This is a genomic window from Symbiopectobacterium sp. RP (genome assembly GCF_050472005.1).
Taxonomy (GTDB): Bacteria; Pseudomonadota; Gammaproteobacteria; order Enterobacterales; family Enterobacteriaceae; genus Symbiopectobacterium.
On sequence record NZ_JBGOGS010000001.1, the window covers coordinates 2032879 to 2055730 of the forward strand.

The window sequence follows — 22852 nt, forward strand, 5'->3', positions numbered from 1 at the left end:
AGGATTATTTTTTTATTCATGGCATAAGGAACCCTGACCCTGACCACGACGATAAAGGAGACCCCCGATGACCCGACAAAAATACCTGCAGTTAATCCATATTGCCGCACAGCACCTCAAACTGGATGACGCGACTTACCGCCAGCTGCTGCACAGGCTAACGGGGAAAACATCGGCAAAAACCCTGAATATCGGTCAACTGGCGCAAGTGCTAAACGCCCTGAAAGCCAAAGGCTTTCGTATCCAGCCAACTAAACCCACGACGAAAAAGCAGACCGACCGTCCGCAAATCCAAAAAATACAGGCCCTGTGGCAGGCAATGGCCGATGATGGCATCGTCCGTGATGCCTCGGCGAAAGCCCTTGCTCACTTTGTTAAACGGGAAACCGGCTGTGATTCGCCTTATTGGCTGGATAACCCTCAGGCCAGCCAGGTTATCGAAAAACTCAAGCAGTGGCAAAAACGCGTAGCGAGGTCAACATCATGCTAGAGAATACCTTTCGTAGCAAAGGGCCAGAGTTACTGGTTGAACTGGCCGAGCACACCGCCCAGACCGTCAGGCAGATTATCGATGTTGACCCTGCTGTTGCCAGCCAGATAGGCGATGCCGTCGCCAGTCAGATGATGGCGGTCTGGGGCGGGCAAAATGTCTATTTCCCGATGGGGCTGATATGGAAAGTCAGCCAGCGTGACCGGGAGATATTTGCTGACTTCAACGGCCATAACCACCACGCACTGGCGCGTAAATACAAAGTCTCGCTACAGTGGATTTATTCGGTGGTCAAACGCGTTAAAAAAGAAGAGATGGCTCGCATCCAGGGCAATCTGTTTGAAGATGAAGATAAGCCGTCTCGATGACTGTTCCTTGTTTCACATAGTGAAACTTAATTACTGTTACCTGTCCCAGGTAGATCCAGTTTGTCCCAGGTAGATCCACATTTATCGCACGTTTCCCGTTTAAATATCTCACGTCCTATCAGGTGTTCTTGTCTTTCCGCTTCGGTTTTGCTGTTCGCGTTATGATCACGGATGTTTCCCCGATCTCCATATTGGCTTTTTTCCCTTTCCAGCCAACCTGTCCGTTTGCGATAAATGGCAGATCGTCTGCAATTTCACCAATTTTACGGGTGTCACCGCCCCACTCGGCCCGATGCCCTTCCTTTCCCCGGATAAGCCAACATATTCCCTGGGAGCTTAATGTGCGCATATGCCCGATAGAGTCACCTTCACGGTCAATGAGATGAACTAACTTCTTCCCGGTATCAAGAGACTCAACGCGGGCGATATCAGCCGTCAAAGCATCCATATGAGTCAGACTCTCAGACAAGCCCTCGGTTAACGTTGAACGACAACCCGCCCTATCGGTTAGAGTTTGAGACAGGGGCGCTATTGGTAAACCATTTGCAGCATCAAGCAGTAGGCTGGTTTGTATAGTCAACCGACTTAAAAATGATTACAACCAATGCCCTGATATGTGGCAAAAAAATACAGTTAATTGTTATCAAAATAATGTCGCTTGGCTATAGTTCATAACCAACGTCGCCACCATGCGTCATTTTCAAACGTTCTTCTTTCCCATTGTGGGTACGAAACTGTAAATGAGACCAGTCGTGAACGACGGGAGCGTATGGATGCGGGCTAAGTGCAACCTGCCGGAGAGCCAGCGAAATAATCGGTTCATTGAGCTGAGTGAAGCTAATACGTTCATTATTAAAAAAACGCCAAACGGCCTGAGTAGTGGCGAATGTTGTTTTCTGCACGCAGGCAAGGTCTTTAACGGCTGACGCCAATGGTGCTGGGGGAGTCATGTGTTGCTTAACCAGACGCTGATAACGCCGGTTAAGGCGGGCCTCAATCCCGTCGATGGATAAGTTGAGATCATTCAGCAACGTAATAGCAGATATTGCAAAAGATGTGTAGATACCTATGCCCTTAGTGGCGGGATAAGCGGCCTTATTTTCTTCCTCACCAGAGCATCATAGCAGTAAACTGTATCGTAAGCGCCGTCAGCCGATGCCTCTCTGATTTTCCGGTGGGTCTGGTTTATCAGCGCCGGTAGAGCTTGGGCATCAGTCGTACCACTGAGCGACAAATCCGCACAGATAATCTCATGCGTCACACTGTCTACTGCCAGGTGCAGCTTACGCCATACCCTGCGTCTGTCGGCACCATGCTGCCGGACTTTCCATTCGCCTTCGCCAAAGACCTTCAGGGCGGTTCCATCAATGACCAGATGTGAGATTTCACCACGGGTTGGCGTTTTTATGCTGATGTTCACTGTCTTTGCTCGCTTGCTGAGCAGCGAATAGTCTGGACAATGGAGCGACAATTTAATCAGTTTAAAAATCGAGTTACCAAAGCCCTGTAAGGCCCTCAATGAAAGGCCAAACACGCGTTTCATCATCAGGACTGTGGTGATGGACATATCTGAGTAGTGGAGCGGTCGTCTACGCCGTTCAGTAGTGTTTTTTTCCGTCCATGCAGCAATGGCTGATTCATCTAGCCATACGGTTAGAGAACCGCGCTGCTTGAGGGCCTTGTTATAAGAGGGCCAGCTGGTGATTTTAAAATTTTGTTTTGCCATGGAGACCTGATTTTGAAACAACTGTGTTGATCTGCTCCGATGATTACCCAAAAGTTCTATTTATTCAACAAAGCCGATAACCTACTTAAAACAGTCATTCTTGCATACATCCCGTCATTCCCGCGCAGGCGGGAATCTCGTACAAACTAAACGCGTTTCTTCTGACAGAGATCCCCGGCTTTCGCCGAGGATGACAAGGGGGAAACCGAGGATGACAAGAGAGAAAGATCTCATCTTTATCAACCTGAGGCCTCGGCGTATCACCGAGGCCCGCATAGGGTTAGCGCGCAGCCGGTTTGCCATGCTTACTGGCACGCGTTAATGTGGCCTGATACACCTTGAAGCGTCCGGTTTGCGCCAGCACGTCGTGGTTACCAAAAGTGGCATCCAGCAATGCCGGATAAGGCAGGAAAGCGTTAGCGACAATGCGTAACTGCCCGCCAATATTCAGGTGCTTGGGGGCTTCATGAATCAGACGATCGGCCGCACTCATGCTAGTTTGCAAGCCATCATGGAACGGTGGGTTGGAGACGATCAGGTCAAAACGTCCGGCAATATCCGAGTAGACGTCGCTGGCAATCACATCGCCTTCCAATTCGTTTAACGTCAGCGTCGTACGGCTGCTCAACAACGCCGCCGCGTTGACATCACTCAGCGTCAAACGCAGCTTTGGCGACTGTTTTGCCAACACCGCCGCCACCACGCCACTGCCGCTGGCAATATCCAGCACCTTGCCTTTCATGTGCGGCGCAAAGGTAGATAACAGCAGCGCGCTGCCGACATCGAGACCATCACGGCTAAAGACACCGGGCAAGGTCACGACCGGTACATCCTCAACGTAATAGCTGTTTTTCCAGTCATCGAGATTAAATTCAGCAGAAGCCTCTAATCGGCCATGATAAAGCCCACAGCGCCGCGCGCTGTCAATCTTGGTTAACGGTGCAAAGTCTTCGAGAATACCTTCCGCGCTACGCACACCGCTGCGGTTCTCACCCACCACAAAAATCTCGCAGCCAACGGCAAGATGCGATAACAGGTTGGCGAGCTGGAACTGCGCTTCCTGTTTGCTCTTCGGCCAGTAGTAAATCAGGGTATCGCAGGCGGCCACCTGCTCAGCATCCACCAGCAAACCAAACTGCGCGTTGTCGCCCATGGTTTTGTTCAGCGGCAGCCAATGGTGATATTGCGTGAGATGCGCGTGCACCTCCGTCGCGTCAAACTGCGCTGGTAACGTGTCTTGAATGTCGCCGGCAAACAGCATACGGCGGGAAATAAATTCGTCACTGCGGCGCAGTATCACTTCACTGACGGGGGTTAATGCTGACATCAGGTGTTCACTCCTCAAAAATAGAACAGCGATTATACCCTAAATTATTTCGGTTGCAGGGGAGCAAAACGGCAAGAACGCTATATCCAACCGACTTAAAAATGATTACAGCCAATGCCTGATATGTGGCAAAAAAATACAGCTAATTGTTATCAAAATAATGTCGCTTGGCTATAAACCATGGGATAAACCGCATCCAGGGGGCGATTTTGCCATTCAACAACCTGCTCCATAACGGCATCGGTGACCTTCGATAGCAGGGCGGGTGAGACATCCGCGTCATACAGTTCTTTGAACGCAGCGGCAATTTCGCGGGTGCTCATCCCTTTGGCATACAACGATAAAATCTGCTTATCCATCCCAGTGATCAGGGTCTGGTTCCTCTTCACCAGTTGCGGTTCAAAGGAACCATCACGATCACGTGGTGTACGCAGTTCCAGCGGACCCTCGCCGGTGGTAACAGTCTTTGTGGAGTAGCCATTGCGCGTGTTAGTTCCAGATTTGGACTGGGGCTTCTCATGCCCGAGGTGATGGGTCATTTCAGCATTAAGGGCAGCTTCAACGCTGATCTTTTTCAGCTGGCGATCAAACGGGTTGAGATCGTCAGGGGTTTTGAGATTTTTGGCCAGCTCGTTAGCTAGAGCCTGTAACTGTTTTTCGTCCATAAAGTAACCTGCTTTTGATGTTGGATTGAACATATCAAAATCAGGCAATTACACAATCTCGTGTACAGGCTCAAATTTACCTACGATTACTTGATTGCCGTTTATCTGTTCCACGCCAAAGATAATCTCGATTATAGCCAAGCGACATTACTTTGATAACAATTAGCTGTATTTTTTGCCACATATAGCCAAGCGACTTAATTTTGATTACACCATATGGACTGAGAACAAAATCTCTGTATTGCAACCACTCTCTCTTTTTTTGCTTGTGCCCATTTATGCTCAATGGGGTTAAGATCTGGCGAATATGTAGGCAAATACTCCACCATATACCCTGCATCGATGATGACTTGTTGAATATTATGTTTTTTGTGAAAAGTTGCATTGTCCATCACGATTACCCTGTTTTTAGGGAGTACTGGGATAAGGACTTGTGTGACCTAGGAATAGAAAACATCGCTGTTAATATTGATATCAAATAATCCGATAGCAAACAGCGTTGTGCCTAATAAAGCGCCGATAACATTTGTTCTTCCCTTGGCTCCCCCGTTCTTCAGGGCAAAACACCGTTGACCTTTTGGGGAATAGCCGTGAGTCCGTGGGGTATCGTGTGGAAAACCACTTTCATCAATAAAAACAATAGGTTTTCCTTCTTTTTCATACAGTTGTTTTTTTGTTGAAATGCTTGCCGGGCGCTTTCGTTGGCTTTCGGATGACGTAGAGTTTTTTATAGGTCAATCCCAGCTTTTTAAGAGCTTGCCAAATGGCCTTCTGACAAACGCCAAAACGCTCTGCACGTTCTTTTTGGTAAGCATCTGGATATGGTTCAACATCTTTTATCAACTCGGATTTATCGCTCTTTCGCTGACGCGTGGTCGATGCTTTTGACGCTATTTGATTAATCCAACGCGATACAGAGGCAGGGCCAATCCGAAATTGCTTCGCTGTTTCCCGGATACTCAACCCTTCTTCTTCCCGTGTAGATATCACTTTACGTCTAAAATCAATTGAATAGCTCATTTAAATAATGTAATCAAAATTAAGTCGCTTGACTATATGACGCGGATGTCTCACCCGCCTTGGTATCGAAGGTCACCGATGCCGTTATGGAGCAGGTTGTTGAATGGCAAAATCGCCCCCTGGATGCGGTTTATCCCATTGTTTACCTTGACTGTATCGTTCTGAAAGTCCGGCAAGACAGCCGCGTTATCAATAAGTCTGTGTTCCTGGCACTGGGTATCAATATCGAAGGCCAGAAAGAGCTACTGGGGATGTGGCTGGCCGAAAATGAAGGTGCAAAGTTCTGGCTGAACGTGCTGACAGAACTGAAAAACCGTGGCCTGACCGACATCCTCATTGCCTGTGTGGACGGCCTGAAAGGGTTCCCGGATGCCATCAACACGGTCTACCCGGAAGCCCGCATCCAGCTGTGCATCGTGCACATGGTGCGCAACAGTCTGCTCTTCGTTGCCTGGAAGGACTATAAGGCGGTAACACGCGACCTCAAAGCAGTGTATCAGGCTCCAACCGAAGAGGCCGCGCTTCAGGCGCTGGAGACGTTCGGTGGGACATGGGATCACCGCTATCCGGCATGCAATCAAGAAACGCAAGGTGTTCCCGACTGATGACTCGGTGAAGAAGGTCGTATGGCTGGCAACCCATGCGGCATCACAGAAATGGACGATGCCCTTACAGGACTGGCGTATGGCAATGAGTCGCTTTATTATCGAGTTCGGTGACCGCCTTGACGGTCACTTCTGAGGAAAGGCATTTACACAAAATCTTAAACAGGCTCCAATTGAGCATAAATGGGCACAAGCAAAAAGCAAAAAAAGAGAGAGTGGTTGCGATACAGAGATTTTGTTCTCAGTCCATATGGTGTAATCAAAATTAAGTCGCTTGGCTATATCTCACGTCCTATCAGTGGGTACGAAACTGTAAATGAGACCAGTCGTGAACGACGAGAGCGTATGGATGCGGGCTAAGTGCAACCTGCCGGAGAGCCAGCGAAATAATCGGTTCATTGAGCTGACTGAAGCTAATACGTTCATTATTAAAAAAACGCCAAACGGCCTGAGTAGTGGCGAATGTTGTTTTCTGCGCGCAGGCAAGGTCTTTAACGGCTGACGCCAATGGTGCTGGGGGAGTCATGTGTTGGTTAACCAGACACTGATAACGCCGGTTAAGGCGGGCATCAATCCCGCCGATGGATAAGTTGAGATCATGCAGCAACGTAATAGCAGATATTGCAAAAGATGTGTAGATACCTATGATAACAGGGTGGGGTGAAGGGCGCTGGATGGGCCAATGTTTTTGTTCTGGGTGAGCTTGCAGGCATTTTCGTCAACCAGGTACTCGTGTCCATCTCGTATCGGTGCTGGAAAAATCATTCCGCTCCTGAACAATCGCCTGACGGTTTCCATACAACGCGGACGGGGTTCCCGCCGATTCCACTCGGATAAGGTGATGTATGCCATAATTGACCTCTGCTAAAATTAAGCCACTGCGCCGTTCGTCATGACGGCGGGCAGGCGGGGAATTTGTGAATCTCAGAAACGGTACAGTGAAGGTTGCCGACAGGGTGTGCGGTGATGAAGGTGATTTCAGGCTGAACAGTCTTGACTAATGTGCTAGAGTAGGTCGTAGAGGCTTGCCCGCCTGTTCGAGGATATCGATAAGCTTTCGGTATCCGTTTATCAGCCACTTAACCTATTTATCTAAATAACTGTTCCAAATAGTAGATCATTTGATAATCATGTGTTATTAGTATGTTACTCATCACTACAACTTCTAAGCCTTGATATAAACGGCTTTCGGTGTAAAAAGCTGATTATCCCTTGTGCCACAAGGCTTTTGGTGTAGCGATATCAATAACAGCTAGTTAAAGAACACATTCATGAACGTCCTTACTATAAGCTTAATGTTATTACTAAGTATTTGTGCCGATGCTCTATGGCATTACATTGATGTACCTTCAACGCACACAGAGACCACACCGGTGCTGTTTCCCATCGAGAATACCACGTCTGAGGGTAACGTTTGCGGCCCAATACGTATCATTGATAAAGGTACACTGCCCATGCCTGAGGGCGTTTCGTCCGCACATGCCAGTACACTCACCGCCTTACAGGACTCCCCTTCTCTGCCGCGTGCCCCATATTCGCTAGCGGCGTTTTGGTTTGCAGGCTCACACGAGAGTGCACCCGATGTATTCATTACCATGTCGCTATATGACAAAGTTCAACAGAAATGGCGCACTGCACAATCGGTGACAACGCGCCAAACACTACAGGCTGAACTCGGGGTGGCAATACGCCGCATTGGTAACCCTATGGTTTGGCGCGACGCTTCGGGACGGATGCACTTGTATGTTGTAGCGACAGGTTTCGGCGGATGGGCCGCATCACGCGTGGTACACCTGCGCGAACAGGAACCTTTCCAGTTCACTGCCGAACGCATTCTGCCACTCACGCCACTCGTAGCCTTGTTCAACACCAGCGTGCTGGTTCGTGCCTTACCACAGCCATTAAATGATGGTGGCGCCTTGTTACCACTCTATTTTGAGCTTGGTATCAAATACGCCTTAGCACTAAAGGTCGGACCACAAGGCGAGTTACATCATGTGAGGCGCATGTCACGACGCCATGATGTACTGCAACCGAGTATTGTCACAAAGTCACCTACCGATGCGATAGCCTTCATGCGCAGCGATGGTCCGGCTCAACGCTTGGCCTTGAGCGAAACGCATGATGCGGGTGCACATTGGCATGATCTACCTGACGCACCGGTGGGCAACCCCAATTCCTCTGTTGCCACGGTACAGTTACCATCGGGCGAATGGTTGGTAGCGTATAACCCAGTGCCGCAAGGTCGTTCGATGTTGATGCTTAGTCAGATAAATAGTCTGAATGGTTTGAGGAAACCATGGGACTCTGAGGTATTGCAGCAAGGCCAAGCAGGCAGTGAGTATTCCTACCCTACCATGTTAGTTACCCGAGCGACGGATAAGACGAAATCTGCACTCTCTTCATATTCATTCGATGTATGGTTGACTTACACAGATCAACGACGTGCCATTGCCTTTATGTGCCTGCGTGTTCAGTGCCAACAGGTGCAACCATGAATCTACCCGTCTTACCTTTACGCTCAACATTACCCATTTGGGTCGCAGCTTCTTGGGCGTGCATCATGGCAGTACTGGCATTGCGCATAACGCTTGTACTAAGCCGCCGTTGGCAGGCTTCCCCCATATGGGCAATCGTCTTCGCCGTACTGGTCGGCAGTTCAGTGCTTTGGCCCAGTACACGTGGCTGGACAGCGTATTTAGCCTTAGCATTTCAAACACCAAGCTTGATTTCCCTCGTTTGGGGGCTTAACAGCGCGTGGTATGCTTGGCAAACACGAACTAAGATTGGATGTGCTGTCTCGAAACCACGTGTCGATTTTCCCTTGGCGCTATGTGGCGTGTTACTCGGCTGGGCTCTGTGGTTAGACACGCTCAACCTCTGGCCTGCTATTTTTGATATACCGCTCTTCGATCTTGGATTCAGTAACTATACGCTATGGGTCGTGTGTGCGCTCGTAGCTCTGCTAGGTGGCTTAGCACATTGCTGCACGGTGTGGGCACAAAAACGTCACCAAGAAGACCGTACGATTGAAAGACATGCCCTGACAAACCGTCATATGCTTGTGTATAACTGGATTGCGCTGGCGTTGCTACTGTTTGCGATTACCCGCTGGCCCAGTGGCAATGTATGGGACGCAGTTCTCGATATCTGGGTGTGGATCGGTTGCCATGTGGTACTCATTCGTCGGTTGAAATTACGACAGGCCTTGAGGAAGGTATAGCCAACCGACTTAAAAATGATTACAGCCAATGCCCTGATATGTGGCAAAAAAATACAGCTAATTGTTATCAAAATAATGTCGCTTAGCTATACCCAGCAATGCTGAAGAAATAAACATCGGGTCTTTTATACGGGCTCTGGCGCATTAAGGCGTGGCTGGGTAATATACTGTTTTTTGGGTTAAGAACCAATCAAAAGGAACTATCATTAATAAATGATGGTAATTTCTGAGGGGGGAGGGAGAGATGGTAGGTAACAGGTGGCAGATCAGTGATGAACTCTGGGACAAAATGGCTCGAGCCTGTACACGAGATTGTGTAATTGCCTGATTTTGATATGTTCAATCCAACATCAAAAGCAGGTTACTTTATGGACGAAAAACAGTTACAGGCTCTAGCTAACGAGCTGGCCAAAAATCTCAAAACCCCTGACGATCTCAACCCGTTTGATCGCCAGCTGAAAAAGATCAGCGTTGAAGCTGCCCTTAATGCTGAAATGACCCATCACCTCGGGCATGAGAAGCCCCAGTCCAAATCTGGAACTAACACGCGCAATGGCTACTCCACAAAGACTGTTACCACCGGCGAGGGTCCGCTGGAACTGCGTACAGCACGTGATCGTGATGGTTCCTTTGAACCGCAACTGGTGAAGAAGAATCAGACCCGGATCTCCGGGATGGATAACCAGATTTTATCGTTGTATGCCAAAGGGATGACCACCCGCGAAATTGCCGCTGCGTTCAAAGAACTGTATGACGCGGATGTCTCACCCGCCCTGGTATAGATAAACGACTTAATTTTGATTACATTATTTAAATGAGCTATTCAATTGATTTTAGACGTAAAGTGATATCTACACGGGAAGAAGAAGGGTTGAGTATCCGAGAAACAGCGAAGCAATTTCGGATTGGCCCTGCCTCTGTATCGCGTTGGATTAATCAAATAGCGTCAAAAGCATTGACCACGCGTCAGCGAAAGATCGATAAATCCGAGTTGATAAAAGATGTTGAACCATATCCAGATGCTTACCAAAAAGAACGTGCAGAGCGTTTTGGCGTTTGTCAGAAGGCCATTTGGCCAGCTCTTAAAAAGCTGGGATTGACCTATAAAAAAACTCTACGTCATCCGAAAGCCGACGAAAGCGCCCGGCAAGCATTTCAACAAAAAAACAACAGTATGAAAAAGAAGGTAAACCCATTGTTTTTATTGATGAAAGTGGTTTTCCACACGATACCCCACGGACTCACGGCTATTCCCCAAAAGGTCAACGGTGTTTTGGCCTGAAGAACTGAGGAGCCAAGGTAAGAACAAATGTTATCGGCGCTTTATTAGGCACAACGCTGTTTGCTATCGGATTATTTGATATCAATATTAACAGCGATGTTTTCTATTCCTGGGTCACACAAGTCCTTATCCCAGTACTCCCTAAAAACAGGGTAATCGTGATGGACAATGCAACTTTTCACAAAAAACATAATATTCAACAAGTCATCATCGATGCAGGGTATATGGTGGAGTATTTGCCTACATATTGGCCAGATCTTAACCCCATTGAGCATAAATGGGCACAAGAAAAAAGCAAAAAAAGAGAGAGTGGTTGCGATACAGAGATTTTGTTCTCAGTCCATATGGTGTAATCAAAATTAAGTCGCTTTGCTATATCGAAGGTCACCGATGCCGTTATGGAGCAGGTTGTTGAATGGCAAAATCGCCCCCTAGATGCGGTTTATCCCATTGTTTACCTTGACTGTATCGTTCTGAAAGTCCGGCAGGACAGGCGCGTTATCAATAAGTCTGTGTTCCTGGCGCTGGGTATCAATATCGAAGGGCAGAAAGAGCTACTGGGGATGTGGCTGGCCGAAAATGAAGGCGCAAAGTTCTGGCTGAACGTGCTGACAGAACTGAAAAACCGTGGCCTGACCGACATCCTCATTGCCTGTGTGGACGGCCTGAAAGGGTTCCCGGATGCCATCAACACGGTCTACCCGGAAGCCCGCATCCAGTTGTGCATCGTGCACATGGCACGCAACAGTCTGCGCTTCGTTGCCTGGAAGGACTATAAGGCGGTAACACGCGACCTCAAAGCAGTGTATCAGGCTCCAACCGAAGAGGCCGCGCTTCAGGCGCTGGAGACGTTCGGTGGGACATGGGATCACCGCTATCCGCAGATAAGCCGGAGCTGGCAGTCAAACTGTGCCAACCTGTCGACATTCTTCTCGTACCCGCAGGAACTTCGCAAGGTAATCTACACGACGAACGCTATAGAATCACTGAACAGCGTGCTCCGGCATGCAATCAAGAAACGCAAGGTGTTCCCGACTGATGACTCGGTGAAGAAGGTCGTATGGCTGGCAATCCAGGCGGCATCACAGAAATGGACGATGCCCTTACAGGACTGGCGTATGGCAATGAGTCGCTTTATTATCGAGTTCGGTGACCGCCTTGACGGTCACTTCTGAGGAAAGGCATTTACACAAAATCTTAAACAGGCTCACGAAATCAGAACCATTATATTCTCAATGCCTTCGCTGGCGGTTGATAGGATCGTTTCAATCTTCCCTACTCAACAGTGAGTATTAGATTCATTAATTTTCTGATTTATTCAATACTGTTAGAAAAAATTAGCGCGTTCATCGGAAATTAGATTAAATTCTCCGTTAAGTTAATAGTAAATAAGTCATAATTTTTTCATAGATTGGAAAAAATCTCTTCCTGCATGTTTATTGCCTATCGGTTTATTTTATAAGTATGGATTCTACTATATTCTTAGCCGAGTCATAAATGTAACATTCTTTAATATTGAATTGCTGCCACAATATCTTGGCGCATTACATTCATACACTGTTGTCTTTACAAGGTTGGGGTTGCTTTTGTCTGCGGAGTTGTTGACGTTAATGTTATTTTTCTCGGAGAGATATAATGAAATTAAAGTTAGTTACGTTGGCAATGGCTTCATTGGTCACACTCAACGCACATGCTACTGCCATTGATTATCAGCATGAATTTAAAGATTCATCAAACGGAGAGCACAATGATAGCTTTAAGTTTTTCACGCTTTTTGAGCAAGGTTTTGGGCTATCAGTAGAAGCGCGCTGGGCTCAACATCCCAATGATAAATCGGAAAAAAGCCCGTTCAGCGAACGGGTCAGCAGCGGTACGGAGGTGGTCGCGAGCTATACGTATGATATTAACAAGACCTTTTCTTTGGAACCTGGGTTTTCGTTGGAGTCGACTGCCGACTACAATAGCTATCGCCCTTATCTGCGCGGCAAGACCAATATTACCGACGATTTCTCCATATCGCTGACCTATCGCCCTTATTATAAACGAATCAGTAAAAACATTGGAACCCAGAAACAAACATCCGAAAAAGGTTATAATTTAACGTCGACGATGGAGTATAAGTTTCTTAATGACTATACGTTTGAATATGAGCTGGATTATCAAAATTCCAACGAACAAAAGGCCGACCCGTCAGAAAACAAGAAATATGCGTTTAGCCATGATTTTAAATTGAGCTATCAATGGGATAAAAATTGGCGCCCTTACCTTGCTGTCGGTAATGTCCCCGCGGTAGACAAAGGGAATCATCGGCAAACACGCTATCGGATCGGGATTCAGTATAGTTTCTGATATATTGTGAGCGTAAAAAAGCCGACAACAGAAATGCTGTCGGCTTTTATTTTTAAGATCGCTACGCTTTTAGTAACTGCATCGCGCATGCTTTCACACTTTCCAGCAAGATTTTAACGTCTGCCAGGCAAACGGTAGGATTCAGCAAGGTTATAGCCAAGCGACTTAATTTTGATTACACCATATGGACTGAGAACAAAATCTCTGTATCGCAACCACTCTCTTTTTTTGCTTGTGCCCATTTATGCTCAATGGGGTTAAGATCTGGCGAATATGTAGGCAAATACTCCAGCATATACCCTGCATCGATGATGACTTGTTGAATATTATGTTTTTTGTGAAAAGTTGCATTGTCCATCACGATTACCCTGTTTTTAGGGAGTACTGGGATAAGGACTTGTGTGACCCAGGAATAGAAAACATCGCTGTTAATATTGATATCAAATAATCCGATAGCAAACAGCGTTGTGCCTAATAACGCGCCGATAACATTTGTTCTTCCCTTGGCTCCCCCGTTCTTCAGGCCAAAACACCGTTGACCTTTTGGGGAATAGCCGTGAGTCTGTGGGGTATCGTGTGGAAAAGCACTTTCATCAATAAAAACAATGGGTTTACCTTCTTTTTCATACTGTTGTATTTTTTGTTGAAATGCTTACCGGGCGCTTCCGTCGGCTTTCGGATGACGTAGCGTTTTTTTATAGGTCAATCCCAGCTTTTTAAGAGCTTGCCAAATGGCCTTCTGACAAACGCCAAAACGCTCTGCACGTTCTTTTTGGTAAGCATCTGGATATGGTTCAACATCTTTTATCAACTCGGATTTATCGCTCTTTCGCTGACGTGTGGTCGATGCTTTTGATGCTATTTGATTAATCCAACGCGATACAGAGGCAGGGCCAATCCGAAATTGCTTCGCTGTTTCTCGGATACTCAACCCTTCTTCTTCCCGTGTAGATATCACTTTACGTCTAAAATCAATTGAATAGCTCATTTAAATAATGTAATCAAAATTGAGTCGTTTGGCTATAAAACCTGCGGCGTTTGGTGGGTTGGCAGGGGTGCTGTTGGCGAACAAATCCACAAGAAAGATGCTGGGGTCTCTGGGCAAAAATGCCTTGATCATTGCTGGAAGCGCTGCTGCTGGCGTCATGCTCTTTAACCAATACAAAAAGCGTGTACGCGATACCCACGTCGAGGATGCAGATTTTGGTGTTCAGTCATCCAGCGACAATGCGCGCGCCCGCCGTTTGATCATGGCATTGATGTTTGCGGCCAAGAGTGATGGGCATATTGATGCCACAGAGCAGCAACACATAAAAGAGAACGTTCATGAACTTCAAATGGGTGCAGAAGCTGAAACCTGGATACAAGACGCTATCAACCAACCGCTGGATCCTGCACTGTTAGCGAATGGAGTTAAGAATGAGGACGAAGCGCTGGAGGTCTACTTCTTAAGTTGTGCGGTGATTGATGTCGACCACTTTATGGAGAAAAGCTACCTCAATGCTCTGGCACAGGAACTGAAAATCCCAGCAGACGTTTGCGCGTCGATCAGTAATGAAGTGCAGACAGCGCGAGCTGCATTGTCGCTGAACGGAGAGAACGTGGACGGTGGGGAAAACCATCCACATGTAGCGATTAGAACGAGGTGGTATCTTTGAACAGGCCCACTTTTAATTCGTCAGCGGTATAGATCTGCTTGCCATCAACCAACACTTCACCATCGGCAATTCCCATCACCAAACGGCGATTGATAACGCGCTTGAAGTGAATACGGTAGGTGACTTTTTTAGCCGTTGTCAATACCTGACCGGTGAATTTCACTTCACCTACACCCAGCGCACGGCCTTTACCTTCACCGCCCAGCCAGCCCAGATAGAACCCGACCAACTGCCACATGGCATCCAATCCCAGGCAGCCAGGCATTACCGGATCGCCGATAAAGTGGCAACCAAAGAACCACATGTCAGGAGTAATATCCAATTCTGCTTCGACGTAGCCTTTGCCATGATTACCGCCGTCTTCCGTCATTTTGACAACACGGTCCATCATCAACATGTTCGGGGCAGGCAACTGTGGGCCTTGAGGGCCGAACAGTTCACCGCGGCTAGAGGCAAGAAGGTCTTCTTTCGTATAAGATTCGCGTTTATCTACCATATTCTCAGTAAGCCTTATTCTAGTGAAGCACGCAGGTTAGCTTACACCTGTAAGCTGAGCAACCCAGAAACATCTGGTTAAACCAGTTTTTCACCGAAAAAACCACGGGAAGCGGCGTCGCTCCGGCGGTGAGAATTGCGCAATACGCTCTTTGATCAAGCCCAACAGATTCGGCTGTTGTTCATCGTCATAGAGCATATTGGTTAATAACGTGATGGCTTCCGGCACCGTTTCCACTGGAATGATATGGAATTGTCCGGATCGAACGGCCTCAACCACATCAGCATTTAGACTCAGGTGACGAAGATTGGCCGCTGGAATGATGACACCCTGATTGCCAGTGAGTTCTCGTCGCTGACAAATTTCAAAGAAGCCTTCAATCTTCTCATTGACACCGCCAATGGGTTGCACGCGGCCAAACTGATCGACCGAGCCGGTGATCGCGAGTTGCTGATTGATCGGTTGTAGCGACAACGCACTGATTAATGCGCACAGTTCTGGCAGCGACGCACTGTCACCATCAACTTCACTGTAGGACTGCTCAAACACCAGCGATGCAGAGAAAGGCAACTGTTGTTCCAACTCCAGTTCGGAAATTAGAAATGCCTGCATGATCATCATGCCCTTGGCGTGTAAATTACCTGCCAATTCTGCTTTGCGATCGACATCGGTAAATTCGCCATCGCCAGGGTGAACCACACAGCTAATGCGAGTGGGCTCACCAAATGCCACCGGATGACCGGGATATTCGAGTACCGAGAGTCCGTTAATTTGACCAACGACTTCGCCCTCGGTTTCTATCACTATCTGCCCCAGCTCAATTTCGTCACGCATACGCTCTGCCAGATAGCCTTCTCGCCAGCGTTGGGCTGCGATCGCCTCAGTGATGGTTTGAGCGGTGATATGCGCATCCTGAGCGTAAATGGCAATGTGCTTGAGCTGATGCGTAAGCCATTGAGGACAAAGCGGCAGGCTGCCCTGATCGCCACTGTAACGTACAGCTAATTGCAGCAATGAAGGCCAGGCATCTGCCGCGAGCAAGGGGAGATGATTGGCGGTGCATAATGCATTAATGTATGCACACCAGCGCGACATATCATCTTCGTCAATCAGCGGCAATTTGGATTCAAATTCACCGTAAACGGCCAGGTCACGCAGGTCGGGTTCAATATCGTGTAGATCGCCAAGGCTTTCGCGATCGCCGACCACGATCAACCGAATGTTCATGGGCATCGGCGGAATGGCGAGAGGTAAAGGACGCCTTTCATCAGGTGAAAGCCAATGGTATTGGCCTTCTGCGATAATTTGTTTTAGGCGTAACCACAGCAATGGCTGTGCTAACAAGGTTCGTGCGGTCAGGATCAACGTGCCGCCATTGATACGGTGTAATAAGCCGGGTTGCAGGCTAATGCGTTCCTGAAAATAACGGACACAGCCGAATAACTGTTCTGCTTCGATCCATGCCTGGAATTCGCATGCCTGCTGGGCCGCAAAATTATCGTCAAGTTGTTGCGCCGGTTGAATCTCAACCAGATCGTGTTCAATACTATAACAGCTACCGCGAGGGGCTGAGATCGGTGGGCACAGATGCCTTACCGCCCCTGTAATAAGTGCGAGGTAAGCATGGGTCTCTTCTGCCTTCACCAACATATAGGGTGACGGTGAGCGCGGATGGCAAAATACCTTCAGGCTATCCGCCAGTCGGGGCTGAAGTGCAGCAAAATCCAGCGATTCAAGCTTGTCTGCCCGATCGAACAGAGACTGGTAAGGCGTATGGTCGGGCAGCAGATGCTGCCATGCAAGTTGGTTATTGGTCAAAGTATCAAAGGTAGTTGTCTGAGTGAAGAGCGTGATTATACAAGAATAATACCTGCTGCACAGACGAAGTGTTGGAACGTTATGGAAATAGATAATTGATGTGTGATGACGCCATCTCTTGACGTTCATGGCAAAAACGCGAGCCCTGAGAGGAAAGTTGACTAAAAACTGTTATGCTAAGGTAAGCGTTACGCGGTCACTGAAGAATTTATCATGAAATATCAACAGTTAGAGAATCTTGAGTGCGGTTGGAAATGGAAATATCTGGTGAAAAAACACCGGGAAGGTGAAGCCATTACGCGCTTCATTGAGCAAAGTGCGGCTGATGATGCGGTAGACGCGTTGCTAAAAATGGAGAACCAACCGGTGCTAGTGCTTGCTTGGATTAAACAGTGCATGAACCCCGCGTTGGAAAATCGTCTCAAGCAAACGATACGTGCACGCCGTAAGCGCCATTTCAATGCCGAAAGCCAACTCACGCGCAAAAAATCTATCGATCTTGAATATCTGGTTTGGCAACGGTTGGCGGCATTGGCAACCCGTCGTAATGCGACGCTGTCTGAAACCGTAGTGCAATTGATTGAAGATGCTGAGTCAAAAGAGCGTTATGCGACTCAAATGTCATTGCTAAAACAGGATCTGAAAGCGATCTTGTCTCAAGACGATGGAAACATAAAAAACAGCTGATCGAAAAAGAATTCTTCAAAAAAAGGAAGTAAAAAAAACCTCGCAATCGCGAGGTTTTTTATCAGTATAAGGTTATTCAGAAACGAATAACTTAAGCCTGAGGCTGAGAAACGACGTCTTTGATGCCTTTAACTTCGATCTCAACGCGACGATCCGGTGCTAGACAGTCGATCAACGCTGCACGCGGTTTCGTGTTATCGCAGGTAGAACCGGTAACCGGGTTGGATTTACCCATGCCACGCGCAGAGATCTTGTTAGCCGGGATACCCTTGGATACCAAGTAAGACACGACGTTCTGAGCACGACGTTCAGACAGCGCCTGGTTAGCTTCTACGGAACCGATGCGGTCGGTGAAGCCCAGAAGAACAACAGAACCATCTTTAGGAGCCAGATTGCTCAGCTGGCTGTACAGTTGGTCCAGAGACTGACGACCTTCTGGTTTCAGTGTGTCTTTAGCGAAGTTGAACAGAACGTCAGAACGCAGTATGAAACGCTTGGTTTCTACAACTGGTGCTGGTGCTGCAACTGGTGCTGGTGCTGCAACTGGTGCCGGAGCATCGCCCTGACCGAAACGGTAGGAAACACCAACGCTCATCAGCAGGTTATCCGGACGTGCACCAACGGTGCCAGCATCGCCAATGTTGTTGGTCCACTGGTAGTCAACGCGAGCAGCCCAGTCACGATCGAAAGCATATTCGATACCGACAGCAGCCAGTGGGGACACGCCAGTGTCGCTGTCGCTCAGCTGAGTAGTGCCATTTTTGCCGTTAGCGTCAACACGCCATACCATGCCGCCCAGACGAGTGTATACGTCCAGATCTTGCATTACCGGGTAGCTTAATTTCGCGGCCAACTGAACTCCCTGAGCTTTGAAAGCGGCACTGTCAGCTGCACTGTTCTGAGAACCTGAATATTTCAAACGGCCCAGCCAGTCATAACCTAATTCAAAGCCCAGATATTGGTTTGCCTGATAGCCGACGAATGCGCCTGCGCCCAGTTTGCTCTTGACTGGGTTATTGTTAATACCTTCGAAAGCATTACCGTAGAAACCGGTATCATGGAACAGGGAAACACCCAGTTTACCGCCAACGTACCAGGTTTCTTCTTTGGGGGCTGCTTGTGCTACTGTAGCGAAGCCAGCCAGTGCCACTGCGATTGCTGTTTTTTTCATTTTACTCCTCATTATCATCCAAACCGGCAATCAGCATTAATGCCAACAGGCCTTTGGTTAAATCCTTGACTGAAGCCACTGCTCTTAATTTATAACTTAATGCCAGCCAACTGGCATTATGCAAAGAGCAACCCCAGCGCGTTAAAGTCTACAACGTGATACGAAAGTTACAAGTACGATATGAACTGCCTTGTAGAAAAAACAGCGTTTTATACATACTTCCTAACAAATAATAGTTTATTTTGGCGAATCGCAACGTTTATCCGTAATGGTCGACGCGCATCACACCTGCTTATCCGTGGTTTTAGCGTCAAACACATCAGGATGGCGACACGCAGATGAGAAAACTCTTAATTTACTTAATGGTACAGTGTTGAATGAATTTTTAGGCGAGAAAATAGTCCATCCTCTTCTCCGTTTATACACTGTGGTCTCATGATAAACCCGTAGGCGTTTCCTTTTTGGGCAGCTTGCCTCAAACACATACTTTCTTCTTCTGTCAAATGGTGCTCAAGCCAGCATAAGACAATGCTGTAATTTCCCGTTAACAGTGCTTTTTCCATGGCATCCACGGTTTCATTGGGATTGAGGTGAGAAGGTTGAATAACTTTATCCAGCGGTAAACCCGATTGCTGTAACCAGTGGCGACTAATTTTTTGTTGTGGGGCCAGCCACAGTAGCCAGCGTGATTGCGCGGCTAATTGTTGCAAAAGGGGAAGTAACAGAAGCGTTGTCATTGGGGGCTCAACACTGTAGTCGATTTCGCTGATGATACCGCTGCCGTATCCCGCAACAGTGTGCCGTGGTATCGGGGCGCTGTGCAGTGAGGCTGGCTGATGACATTCTGAACGAATAGAGTGCGCACGCATGATGGGTTTCATCCTTAGCATTACTGTATGTGTATACAGTGTATCGACTATAGATGAAAATCAACCTGCTTTTTTGGGAAGCGCTTCGCATAATTGGAATGGCAGTGGGCGGAGATCACATTTTGTGTTTGAAGCCTTAGCAAGCTTGTGATTAATTGCTTTAACACGTTAAGAACACATATACAGACAGAGGATTGATTTTCAATACTAAAGGGTGTTGTATGAATCAGTTATGCAAAAAAAGGATTTTGCAGTCAAAAATTTCTTTCTCCTCATTGGGAGAAATTACCACCCGTTCTCAATTTGGCGGTTATAGCATCGCGGCAAATAAAACGATCTTTGGCCTTATATCCAACGGAGAGCTTTATTTACGTGCGAACAAGCGCTGTGAGCCTCATTTCCTTGCACTGAATATGCCGCACCTAGTTTATACCAAACGGGGCATGCCCGTTCCGTTGAGTTACTATCTGGTGGGGGAGGTCTTATGGGAGGAACCGACTCAGCTGCTGCAGCTGGCCAAAATGTCGCTTGAGGGCGCAGAACAGGACAAATCAGAGCGTGAGCACTGCACACGGTTAAAGGATTTGCCCAATCTGAATCACGATCTTGAGCGAATGTTATGGAAGGCGGGAATCAGAAATGCTGACGAGCTGCAACAACACGGTGCAAAGGAGAGCTACTTGAGGTTAAAAGCTGTCAGTAAACATGCCAGTGTGAATATTTTACTGGCGTTGGCGGGCGCGATTTGCAGAACGCATCAGGCCGCTTTACCGAAAGGGGTAAGAAACGAGCTGATTGAATGGTATAAACACCATTCAGCGCCGTTGCCTAAAACCTGAAACGTCAACTTGCGCGGTATCTTCAAAGGCAATGATGCCGCGCTATATGTTTTTATGCTTCGCGTCTTCTCTGCACCATTTTGACCGTGTGTACTATCACCGGATAGTTTCTTTTAACGGATGGTTCCCTTCAACTGCGTCAGTTCTGGCAAGGCATCGATGATCAGACCAATTTGCTGCAAGACCAGTTGCTCCTTGCTGTCTGGATCGGGGGCAAGTTGCTGTACCTGCTGTTGACGTGCCAACAACCCCTCTCGCTGTGTTTGCACATCAATGTCAGGATGGTGCAATGCTGCATCAATATAGCAAATAGCGTCATCCAGAAGTTGTAGCGTCTGCGGCAGCACCAGCTTTTCTCGGTGGGCACCGAGTGTAGAAATATAGCTCAGCAGCGTATGGTTAAGGCACATAAAGCGAAACGCATCATCGAGCGTATTCCTGATGGCATGGGGTTCAGAAGACATGTTCGCGACGACAGAGGCCAATTCCGCGTCGCTGTTATGCGCATCGCGGCGCGCGATACGGTAACGCAAACTGTTGCTTTTACCTTGATGATATTGTTCAAGAATGGCATCCAGATAACGGCAATTGGCATTGGTGGTTTTATCGATGACCGCAGGTAAACCGCGAAAACGCCAGTCCGGCCAAATAAAACTGACAGCGGCCCAGGCAATGGCGCAGCCAATCAGTGTATCCAGAATGCGTGGCCCTGCCACTTCGAAACCCTCTCCCAGCAAGTTAAAGCAGAGCAAAACCAATAGGGTAATAAACAGGGTTGCATGGGCATATTGTACGTTGCGAAAGGCAAAGAACAGCACACCGCTGATAACAATCAGTGTGATTTGTCCTTCAAGCGAGGGAACAAAATAGAGTACCGGAATCCCAATCAGTATGCCTGCCAGCGTCCCGATAATACGCAGCGCCAAACGCCGTCGTGTTGCATTGTAGTTTGGCTGACACACAAACAGGCTGGTGAGCAGAATCCAATAGCCGTGCTGCATGTGTGTCAGTTGAATAAGCGCATACCCCCCGCAGAGCAGGGCAGACATACGGATAGCGTGGCGAAACAAGGCTGAACGCGGTGTAAAATGACGACTGATGCGCAGCCGAATATCACTCCAGCCGGTCAGCCCATCATCAGCCAGACTTTCTTCCATCTGTTGTTGCGATTCCAGCCATTGCTCTGATTCGATATTCATTAACTGGGTATCAATGGCACGCAGATTATTCAGCAGGTGGCGTAATGCTTTTCCTTGGGTTGGATTTGCGCCATCTTTGGCAAAAAAGGCATGCAGTGCGGCATCCAGATAAACAAACGCCCGTTCGATACGTCCATCGTGCTGATATTTTTGCTGTAACAGAATGGATTGCGCCAATTGACGACAGGCGCGTGCCTGCATCGTCAGTAAACGTTGAAAACGAAAAAGAATATCACTGTGGCGAAAGGTTTCACGTAACTGAGCGTATTGCACGTGCGAGGAACTGGCGCGTTCGTGAATATCTTGTGCTGCAAAATAGTAATGCAGCGTGCGGCGAGTGCCGCGTTGTCCGCGATCGCCGCGTAACCGGGTTAACAAAGAGGCTTTGGCTTGATTGAGCGTTGCCACCACATCACTGTTAACCAGTGCCACATCGATCAATGGGTTATCGGTCGAATCATCAATATCGGGATCAAACAGTGTCGCTTTGGCATCCAAATAGTGGGAAAGCTGCTCAAAGCAGCGAGCCAGACTGTCCTGCAAAGGACGAATGGGAAAAACAACATGCCCCAACAATGTAAGCAGGTTGTACCACAACGCCCCCGCGAGCAGCAAAAGCGGCTGTTGATACCAATTGTCATACAGGGACACGCCCAGCATGGTGTAAATAGCAATTAACAGAGCACCAAAAGCAATAGTGGCGTAGCGCTGACCCAATGCACCGAGCAGAATAAATCCTGCCGTTGAAAAGGCCAGACCGATGCCGAATAACCACGGGTAAGGAAAAAGCAGTTCTATGGATACAGACGCTATAAAGAAACAAAGTAGCGTAATAAACAAATTGCGCAATCTGCCGGTTAGCCGATCGTCGAGATCGGTCAGCGCAGCGGCCGCTACCCCGAGCGTTAACGGAATGGTAGTAGTAGGTTGGCCCATCCACCAGGGCAGCAATGCGCCGCCGCCTAAGGCAATAAAAATACGCGCGTTGTACAACCAACCGCTATTGTATAGGTAACGCTGGAATCCTGAGATGAATGTCAACAACGTCTGTTCCTTACCG

General features: G+C 48.0%; 26 protein-coding genes and 6 pseudogenes. 14 read left to right on the forward strand and 18 right to left on the reverse strand.

What is annotated here, in order from left to right:
* The first annotated feature begins 67 nt into the window (after positions 1-67).
* Complete coding sequence (locus ACD630_RS13660) at positions 68-490, forward strand: gp16 family protein (RefSeq protein ID WP_430359359.1); 423 nt, start codon at positions 68-70, stop codon at positions 488-490.
* Complete coding sequence (locus ACD630_RS13665; RefSeq protein WP_430358900.1) at positions 484-858, forward strand: Mor transcription activator family protein; 375 nt, start codon at positions 484-486, stop codon at positions 856-858. Before ACD630_RS13660 ends, ACD630_RS13665 begins: the two co-directional genes overlap by 7 nt.
* A 118-nt stretch (positions 859-976) precedes the next feature.
* On the opposite strand, the gene ACD630_RS13670 is transcribed toward ACD630_RS13665, so the two are convergent.
* From ACD630_RS13670 to ACD630_RS13705, 8 genes and pseudogenes are all read right to left on the reverse strand, one after another.
* A complete protein-coding gene (locus ACD630_RS13670) occupies positions 977-1438 on the reverse strand; it encodes a hypothetical protein (protein WP_430359360.1) in 462 nt (153 codons plus the stop codon).
* Positions 1439-1520: 82 nt separating this feature from the next.
* Entirely contained in the window at positions 1521-1889 is a 369-nt protein-coding gene (locus ACD630_RS13675) for a hypothetical protein (RefSeq protein WP_430359361.1), read from the reverse strand.
* 47 nt (positions 1890-1936) lie between these two features.
* Positions 1937-2584, reverse strand: a pseudogene (locus ACD630_RS13680) (IS5 family transposase); the annotation flags it as partial.
* Between the two features lie 280 nt (positions 2585-2864).
* A complete protein-coding gene (gene rsmC, locus ACD630_RS13685; protein ID WP_430359362.1) occupies positions 2865-3911 on the reverse strand; it encodes a 16S rRNA (guanine(1207)-N(2))-methyltransferase RsmC in 1047 nt (348 codons plus the stop codon).
* Positions 3912-4084: 173 nt separating this feature from the next.
* Positions 4085-4576 (reverse strand): annotated as a pseudogene (locus ACD630_RS13690) (transposase); the annotation flags it as partial.
* A 76-nt stretch (positions 4577-4652) separates the two neighbouring features.
* Positions 4653-4862 (reverse strand): hypothetical protein, encoded by a 210-nt coding sequence (locus tag ACD630_RS13695; RefSeq protein WP_430359363.1) that lies wholly within the window; start codon positions 4860-4862, stop codon positions 4653-4655.
* A pseudogene (locus tag ACD630_RS13700) lies at positions 4774-5307 on the reverse strand (IS630 family transposase). Before ACD630_RS13700 ends, ACD630_RS13695 begins: the two are co-directional and overlap by 89 nt.
* Positions 5234-5596, reverse strand: coding sequence for an IS630 transposase-related protein (locus ACD630_RS13705; RefSeq protein ID WP_430358381.1), 363 nt, complete (start codon positions 5594-5596; stop codon positions 5234-5236). The pseudogene ACD630_RS13700 and the gene ACD630_RS13705 overlap by 74 nt, the downstream one beginning before the upstream one ends.
* A 32-nt stretch (positions 5597-5628) precedes the next feature.
* Here ACD630_RS13705 and ACD630_RS13710 point away from each other — a divergent pair.
* Positions 5629-6337: pseudogene (locus ACD630_RS13710) on the forward strand (IS256 family transposase); the annotation flags it as partial.
* A gap of 47 nt (positions 6338-6384) precedes the next feature.
* Positions 6385-6561 (forward strand): hypothetical protein, encoded by a 177-nt coding sequence (locus ACD630_RS13715; protein ID WP_430359364.1) that lies wholly within the window; start codon positions 6385-6387, stop codon positions 6559-6561.
* On the opposite strand, the gene ACD630_RS13720 is transcribed toward ACD630_RS13715, so the two are convergent.
* Both ACD630_RS13720 and ACD630_RS13725 read right to left on the reverse strand, forming a co-directional pair.
* Positions 6497-6808, reverse strand: coding sequence for a hypothetical protein (locus ACD630_RS13720; RefSeq protein ID WP_430359365.1), 312 nt, complete (start codon positions 6806-6808; stop codon positions 6497-6499). The genes ACD630_RS13715 and ACD630_RS13720 overlap by 65 nt on opposite strands.
* Positions 6809-6843: 35 nt before the next feature.
* Positions 6844-7053, reverse strand: a complete 210-nt coding sequence (locus tag ACD630_RS13725) for an excisionase (protein WP_430359366.1) — start codon at positions 7051-7053, stop codon at positions 6844-6846.
* A 419-nt stretch (positions 7054-7472) separates the two neighbouring features.
* On the opposite strand from ACD630_RS13725, the gene ACD630_RS13730 reads away from it, so the two are divergent.
* From ACD630_RS13730 to ACD630_RS13760, 7 genes and pseudogenes are all read left to right on the forward strand, one after another.
* Positions 7473-8699: an exo-alpha-sialidase gene (locus ACD630_RS13730; protein WP_430359367.1), complete on the forward strand. Its 1227-nt coding sequence runs from the start codon at positions 7473-7475 to the stop codon at positions 8697-8699.
* A gap of 65 nt (positions 8700-8764) precedes the next feature.
* Positions 8765-9424, forward strand: a complete 660-nt coding sequence (locus tag ACD630_RS13735; RefSeq protein WP_430359368.1) for a hypothetical protein — start codon at positions 8765-8767, stop codon at positions 9422-9424.
* A 368-nt stretch (positions 9425-9792) separates the two neighbouring features.
* Positions 9793-10203: pseudogene (locus tag ACD630_RS13740) on the forward strand (transposase); the annotation flags it as partial.
* Between the two features lie 35 nt (positions 10204-10238).
* On the forward strand, positions 10239-10706 hold the full coding sequence (locus ACD630_RS13745) for an IS630 transposase-related protein (RefSeq protein ID WP_430359369.1): 468 nt from the start codon (positions 10239-10241) through the stop codon (positions 10704-10706).
* Between the two features lie 80 nt (positions 10707-10786).
* Positions 10787-11059: a transposase gene (locus ACD630_RS13750; RefSeq protein ID WP_430360045.1), complete on the forward strand. Its 273-nt coding sequence runs from the start codon at positions 10787-10789 to the stop codon at positions 11057-11059.
* Positions 11060-11080: 21 nt separating this feature from the next.
* Positions 11081-11881, forward strand: a pseudogene (locus ACD630_RS13755) (IS256 family transposase); the annotation flags it as partial.
* 460 nt (positions 11882-12341) lie between these two features.
* Positions 12342-13055, forward strand: coding sequence for an oligogalacturonate-specific porin KdgM family protein (locus ACD630_RS13760; RefSeq protein WP_430359370.1), 714 nt, complete (start codon positions 12342-12344; stop codon positions 13053-13055).
* Positions 13056-13230: 175 nt separating this feature from the next.
* On the opposite strand, the gene ACD630_RS13765 is transcribed toward ACD630_RS13760, so the two are convergent.
* A complete protein-coding gene (locus tag ACD630_RS13765) occupies positions 13231-13692 on the reverse strand; it encodes an IS630 family transposase (RefSeq protein ID WP_430360046.1) in 462 nt (153 codons plus the stop codon).
* Between the two features lie 15 nt (positions 13693-13707).
* The gene (locus ACD630_RS13770) at positions 13708-14043 is read right to left on the reverse strand and encodes an IS630 transposase-related protein (RefSeq protein WP_430359371.1); all 336 of its coding nucleotides are present in this window, start codon (positions 14041-14043) and stop codon (positions 13708-13710) included.
* A 28-nt stretch (positions 14044-14071) separates the two neighbouring features.
* Between ACD630_RS13770 and ACD630_RS13775 the strand changes: the two genes are divergently transcribed.
* On the forward strand, positions 14072-14713 hold the full coding sequence (locus ACD630_RS13775; protein ID WP_430359372.1) for a tellurite resistance TerB family protein: 642 nt from the start codon (positions 14072-14074) through the stop codon (positions 14711-14713).
* Here the strand turns inward: ACD630_RS13775 and fabA are convergent.
* Together fabA and ACD630_RS13785 are read right to left on the reverse strand one after the other, a co-directional pair.
* Positions 14691-15209: a bifunctional 3-hydroxydecanoyl-ACP dehydratase/trans-2-decenoyl-ACP isomerase gene (gene fabA, locus ACD630_RS13780; protein WP_430359373.1), complete on the reverse strand. Its 519-nt coding sequence runs from the start codon at positions 15207-15209 to the stop codon at positions 14691-14693. The two genes, ACD630_RS13775 and fabA, sit on opposite strands and share 23 nt — an antisense overlap.
* 90 nt (positions 15210-15299) lie before the next feature.
* Positions 15300-17027 (reverse strand): AAA family ATPase, encoded by a 1728-nt coding sequence (locus ACD630_RS13785; RefSeq protein WP_430359374.1) that lies wholly within the window; start codon positions 17025-17027, stop codon positions 15300-15302.
* Positions 17028-17240: 213 nt separating this feature from the next.
* Here ACD630_RS13785 and matP point away from each other — a divergent pair, with 213 nt between their 5' ends.
* Positions 17241-17714 carry a macrodomain Ter protein MatP gene (gene matP / locus ACD630_RS13790; protein WP_430359375.1) on the forward strand — a complete coding sequence of 158 codons (474 nt, stop codon included), beginning with the start codon at positions 17241-17243 and terminating at the stop codon, positions 17712-17714.
* Between the two features lie 91 nt (positions 17715-17805).
* Here the strand turns inward: matP and ompA are convergent, their stop codons facing one another.
* The 3 genes from ompA to sulA form a co-directional block, all read right to left on the reverse strand.
* The gene (gene ompA / locus ACD630_RS13795) at positions 17806-18885 is read right to left on the reverse strand and encodes a porin OmpA (RefSeq protein WP_430359376.1); all 1080 of its coding nucleotides are present in this window, start codon (positions 18883-18885) and stop codon (positions 17806-17808) included.
* 1 nt (position 18886) lies between these two features.
* Positions 18887-19009 carry a hypothetical protein gene (locus tag ACD630_RS13800; protein WP_430359377.1) on the reverse strand — a complete coding sequence of 41 codons (123 nt, stop codon included), beginning with the start codon at positions 19007-19009 and terminating at the stop codon, positions 18887-18889.
* Between the two features lie 235 nt (positions 19010-19244).
* Positions 19245-19754: an SOS-induced cell division inhibitor SulA gene (gene sulA, locus ACD630_RS13805; RefSeq protein ID WP_430359378.1), complete on the reverse strand. Its 510-nt coding sequence runs from the start codon at positions 19752-19754 to the stop codon at positions 19245-19247.
* 221 nt (positions 19755-19975) lie between these two features.
* Between sulA and ACD630_RS13810 the strand changes: the two genes are divergently transcribed.
* Complete coding sequence (locus ACD630_RS13810) at positions 19976-20593, forward strand: TfoX/Sxy family DNA transformation protein (protein ID WP_430359379.1); 618 nt, start codon at positions 19976-19978, stop codon at positions 20591-20593.
* 113 nt (positions 20594-20706) lie between these two features.
* Here ACD630_RS13810 and yccS read toward each other — a convergent pair whose 3' ends face one another.
* Positions 20707-22836: a YccS family putative transporter gene (yccS, locus tag ACD630_RS13815; protein WP_430359380.1), complete on the reverse strand. Its 2130-nt coding sequence runs from the start codon at positions 22834-22836 to the stop codon at positions 20707-20709.
* Between the last annotated feature and the right edge of the window lie 16 nt (positions 22837-22852).

Bases quoted from the DNA above. Each gene is read 5' to 3' on its own strand.
- ACD630_RS13660 (WP_430359359.1), top strand. From the start codon at position 68: ATGACCCGACAAAAATACCTGCAGTTAATCCATATTGCCGCACAGCAC.
- ACD630_RS13665 (WP_430358900.1), top strand. From the start codon at position 484: ATGCTAGAGAATACCTTTCGTAGCAAAGGGCCAGAGTTACTGGTTGAA.
- rsmC (WP_430359362.1), bottom strand. From the start codon at position 3,911: ATGTCAGCATTAACCCCCGTCAGTGAAGTGATACTGCGCCGCAGTGAC.
- ACD630_RS13705 (WP_430358381.1), bottom strand. From the start codon at position 5,596: ATGAGCTATTCAATTGATTTTAGACGTAAAGTGATATCTACACGGGAA.
- ACD630_RS13715 (WP_430359364.1), top strand. From the start codon at position 6,385: ATGGGCACAAGCAAAAAGCAAAAAAAGAGAGAGTGGTTGCGATACAGA.
- ACD630_RS13725 (WP_430359366.1), bottom strand. From the start codon at position 7,053: ATGGCATACATCACCTTATCCGAGTGGAATCGGCGGGAACCCCGTCCG.
- ACD630_RS13730 (WP_430359367.1), top strand. From the start codon at position 7,473: ATGAACGTCCTTACTATAAGCTTAATGTTATTACTAAGTATTTGTGCC.
- ACD630_RS13735 (WP_430359368.1), top strand. From the start codon at position 8,765: ATGGCAGTACTGGCATTGCGCATAACGCTTGTACTAAGCCGCCGTTGG.
- ACD630_RS13745 (WP_430359369.1), top strand. From the start codon at position 10,239: ATGAGCTATTCAATTGATTTTAGACGTAAAGTGATATCTACACGGGAA.
- ACD630_RS13760 (WP_430359370.1), top strand. From the start codon at position 12,342: ATGAAATTAAAGTTAGTTACGTTGGCAATGGCTTCATTGGTCACACTC.
- ACD630_RS13770 (WP_430359371.1), bottom strand. From the start codon at position 14,043: ATGAGCTATTCAATTGATTTTAGACGTAAAGTGATATCTACACGGGAA.
- fabA (WP_430359373.1), bottom strand. From the start codon at position 15,209: ATGGTAGATAAACGCGAATCTTATACGAAAGAAGACCTTCTTGCCTCT.
- matP (WP_430359375.1), top strand. From the start codon at position 17,241: ATGAAATATCAACAGTTAGAGAATCTTGAGTGCGGTTGGAAATGGAAA.
- ompA (WP_430359376.1), bottom strand. From the start codon at position 18,885: ATGAAAAAAACAGCAATCGCAGTGGCACTGGCTGGCTTCGCTACAGTA.
- sulA (WP_430359378.1), bottom strand. From the start codon at position 19,754: ATGCGTGCGCACTCTATTCGTTCAGAATGTCATCAGCCAGCCTCACTG.
- ACD630_RS13810 (WP_430359379.1), top strand. From the start codon at position 19,976: ATGAATCAGTTATGCAAAAAAAGGATTTTGCAGTCAAAAATTTCTTTC.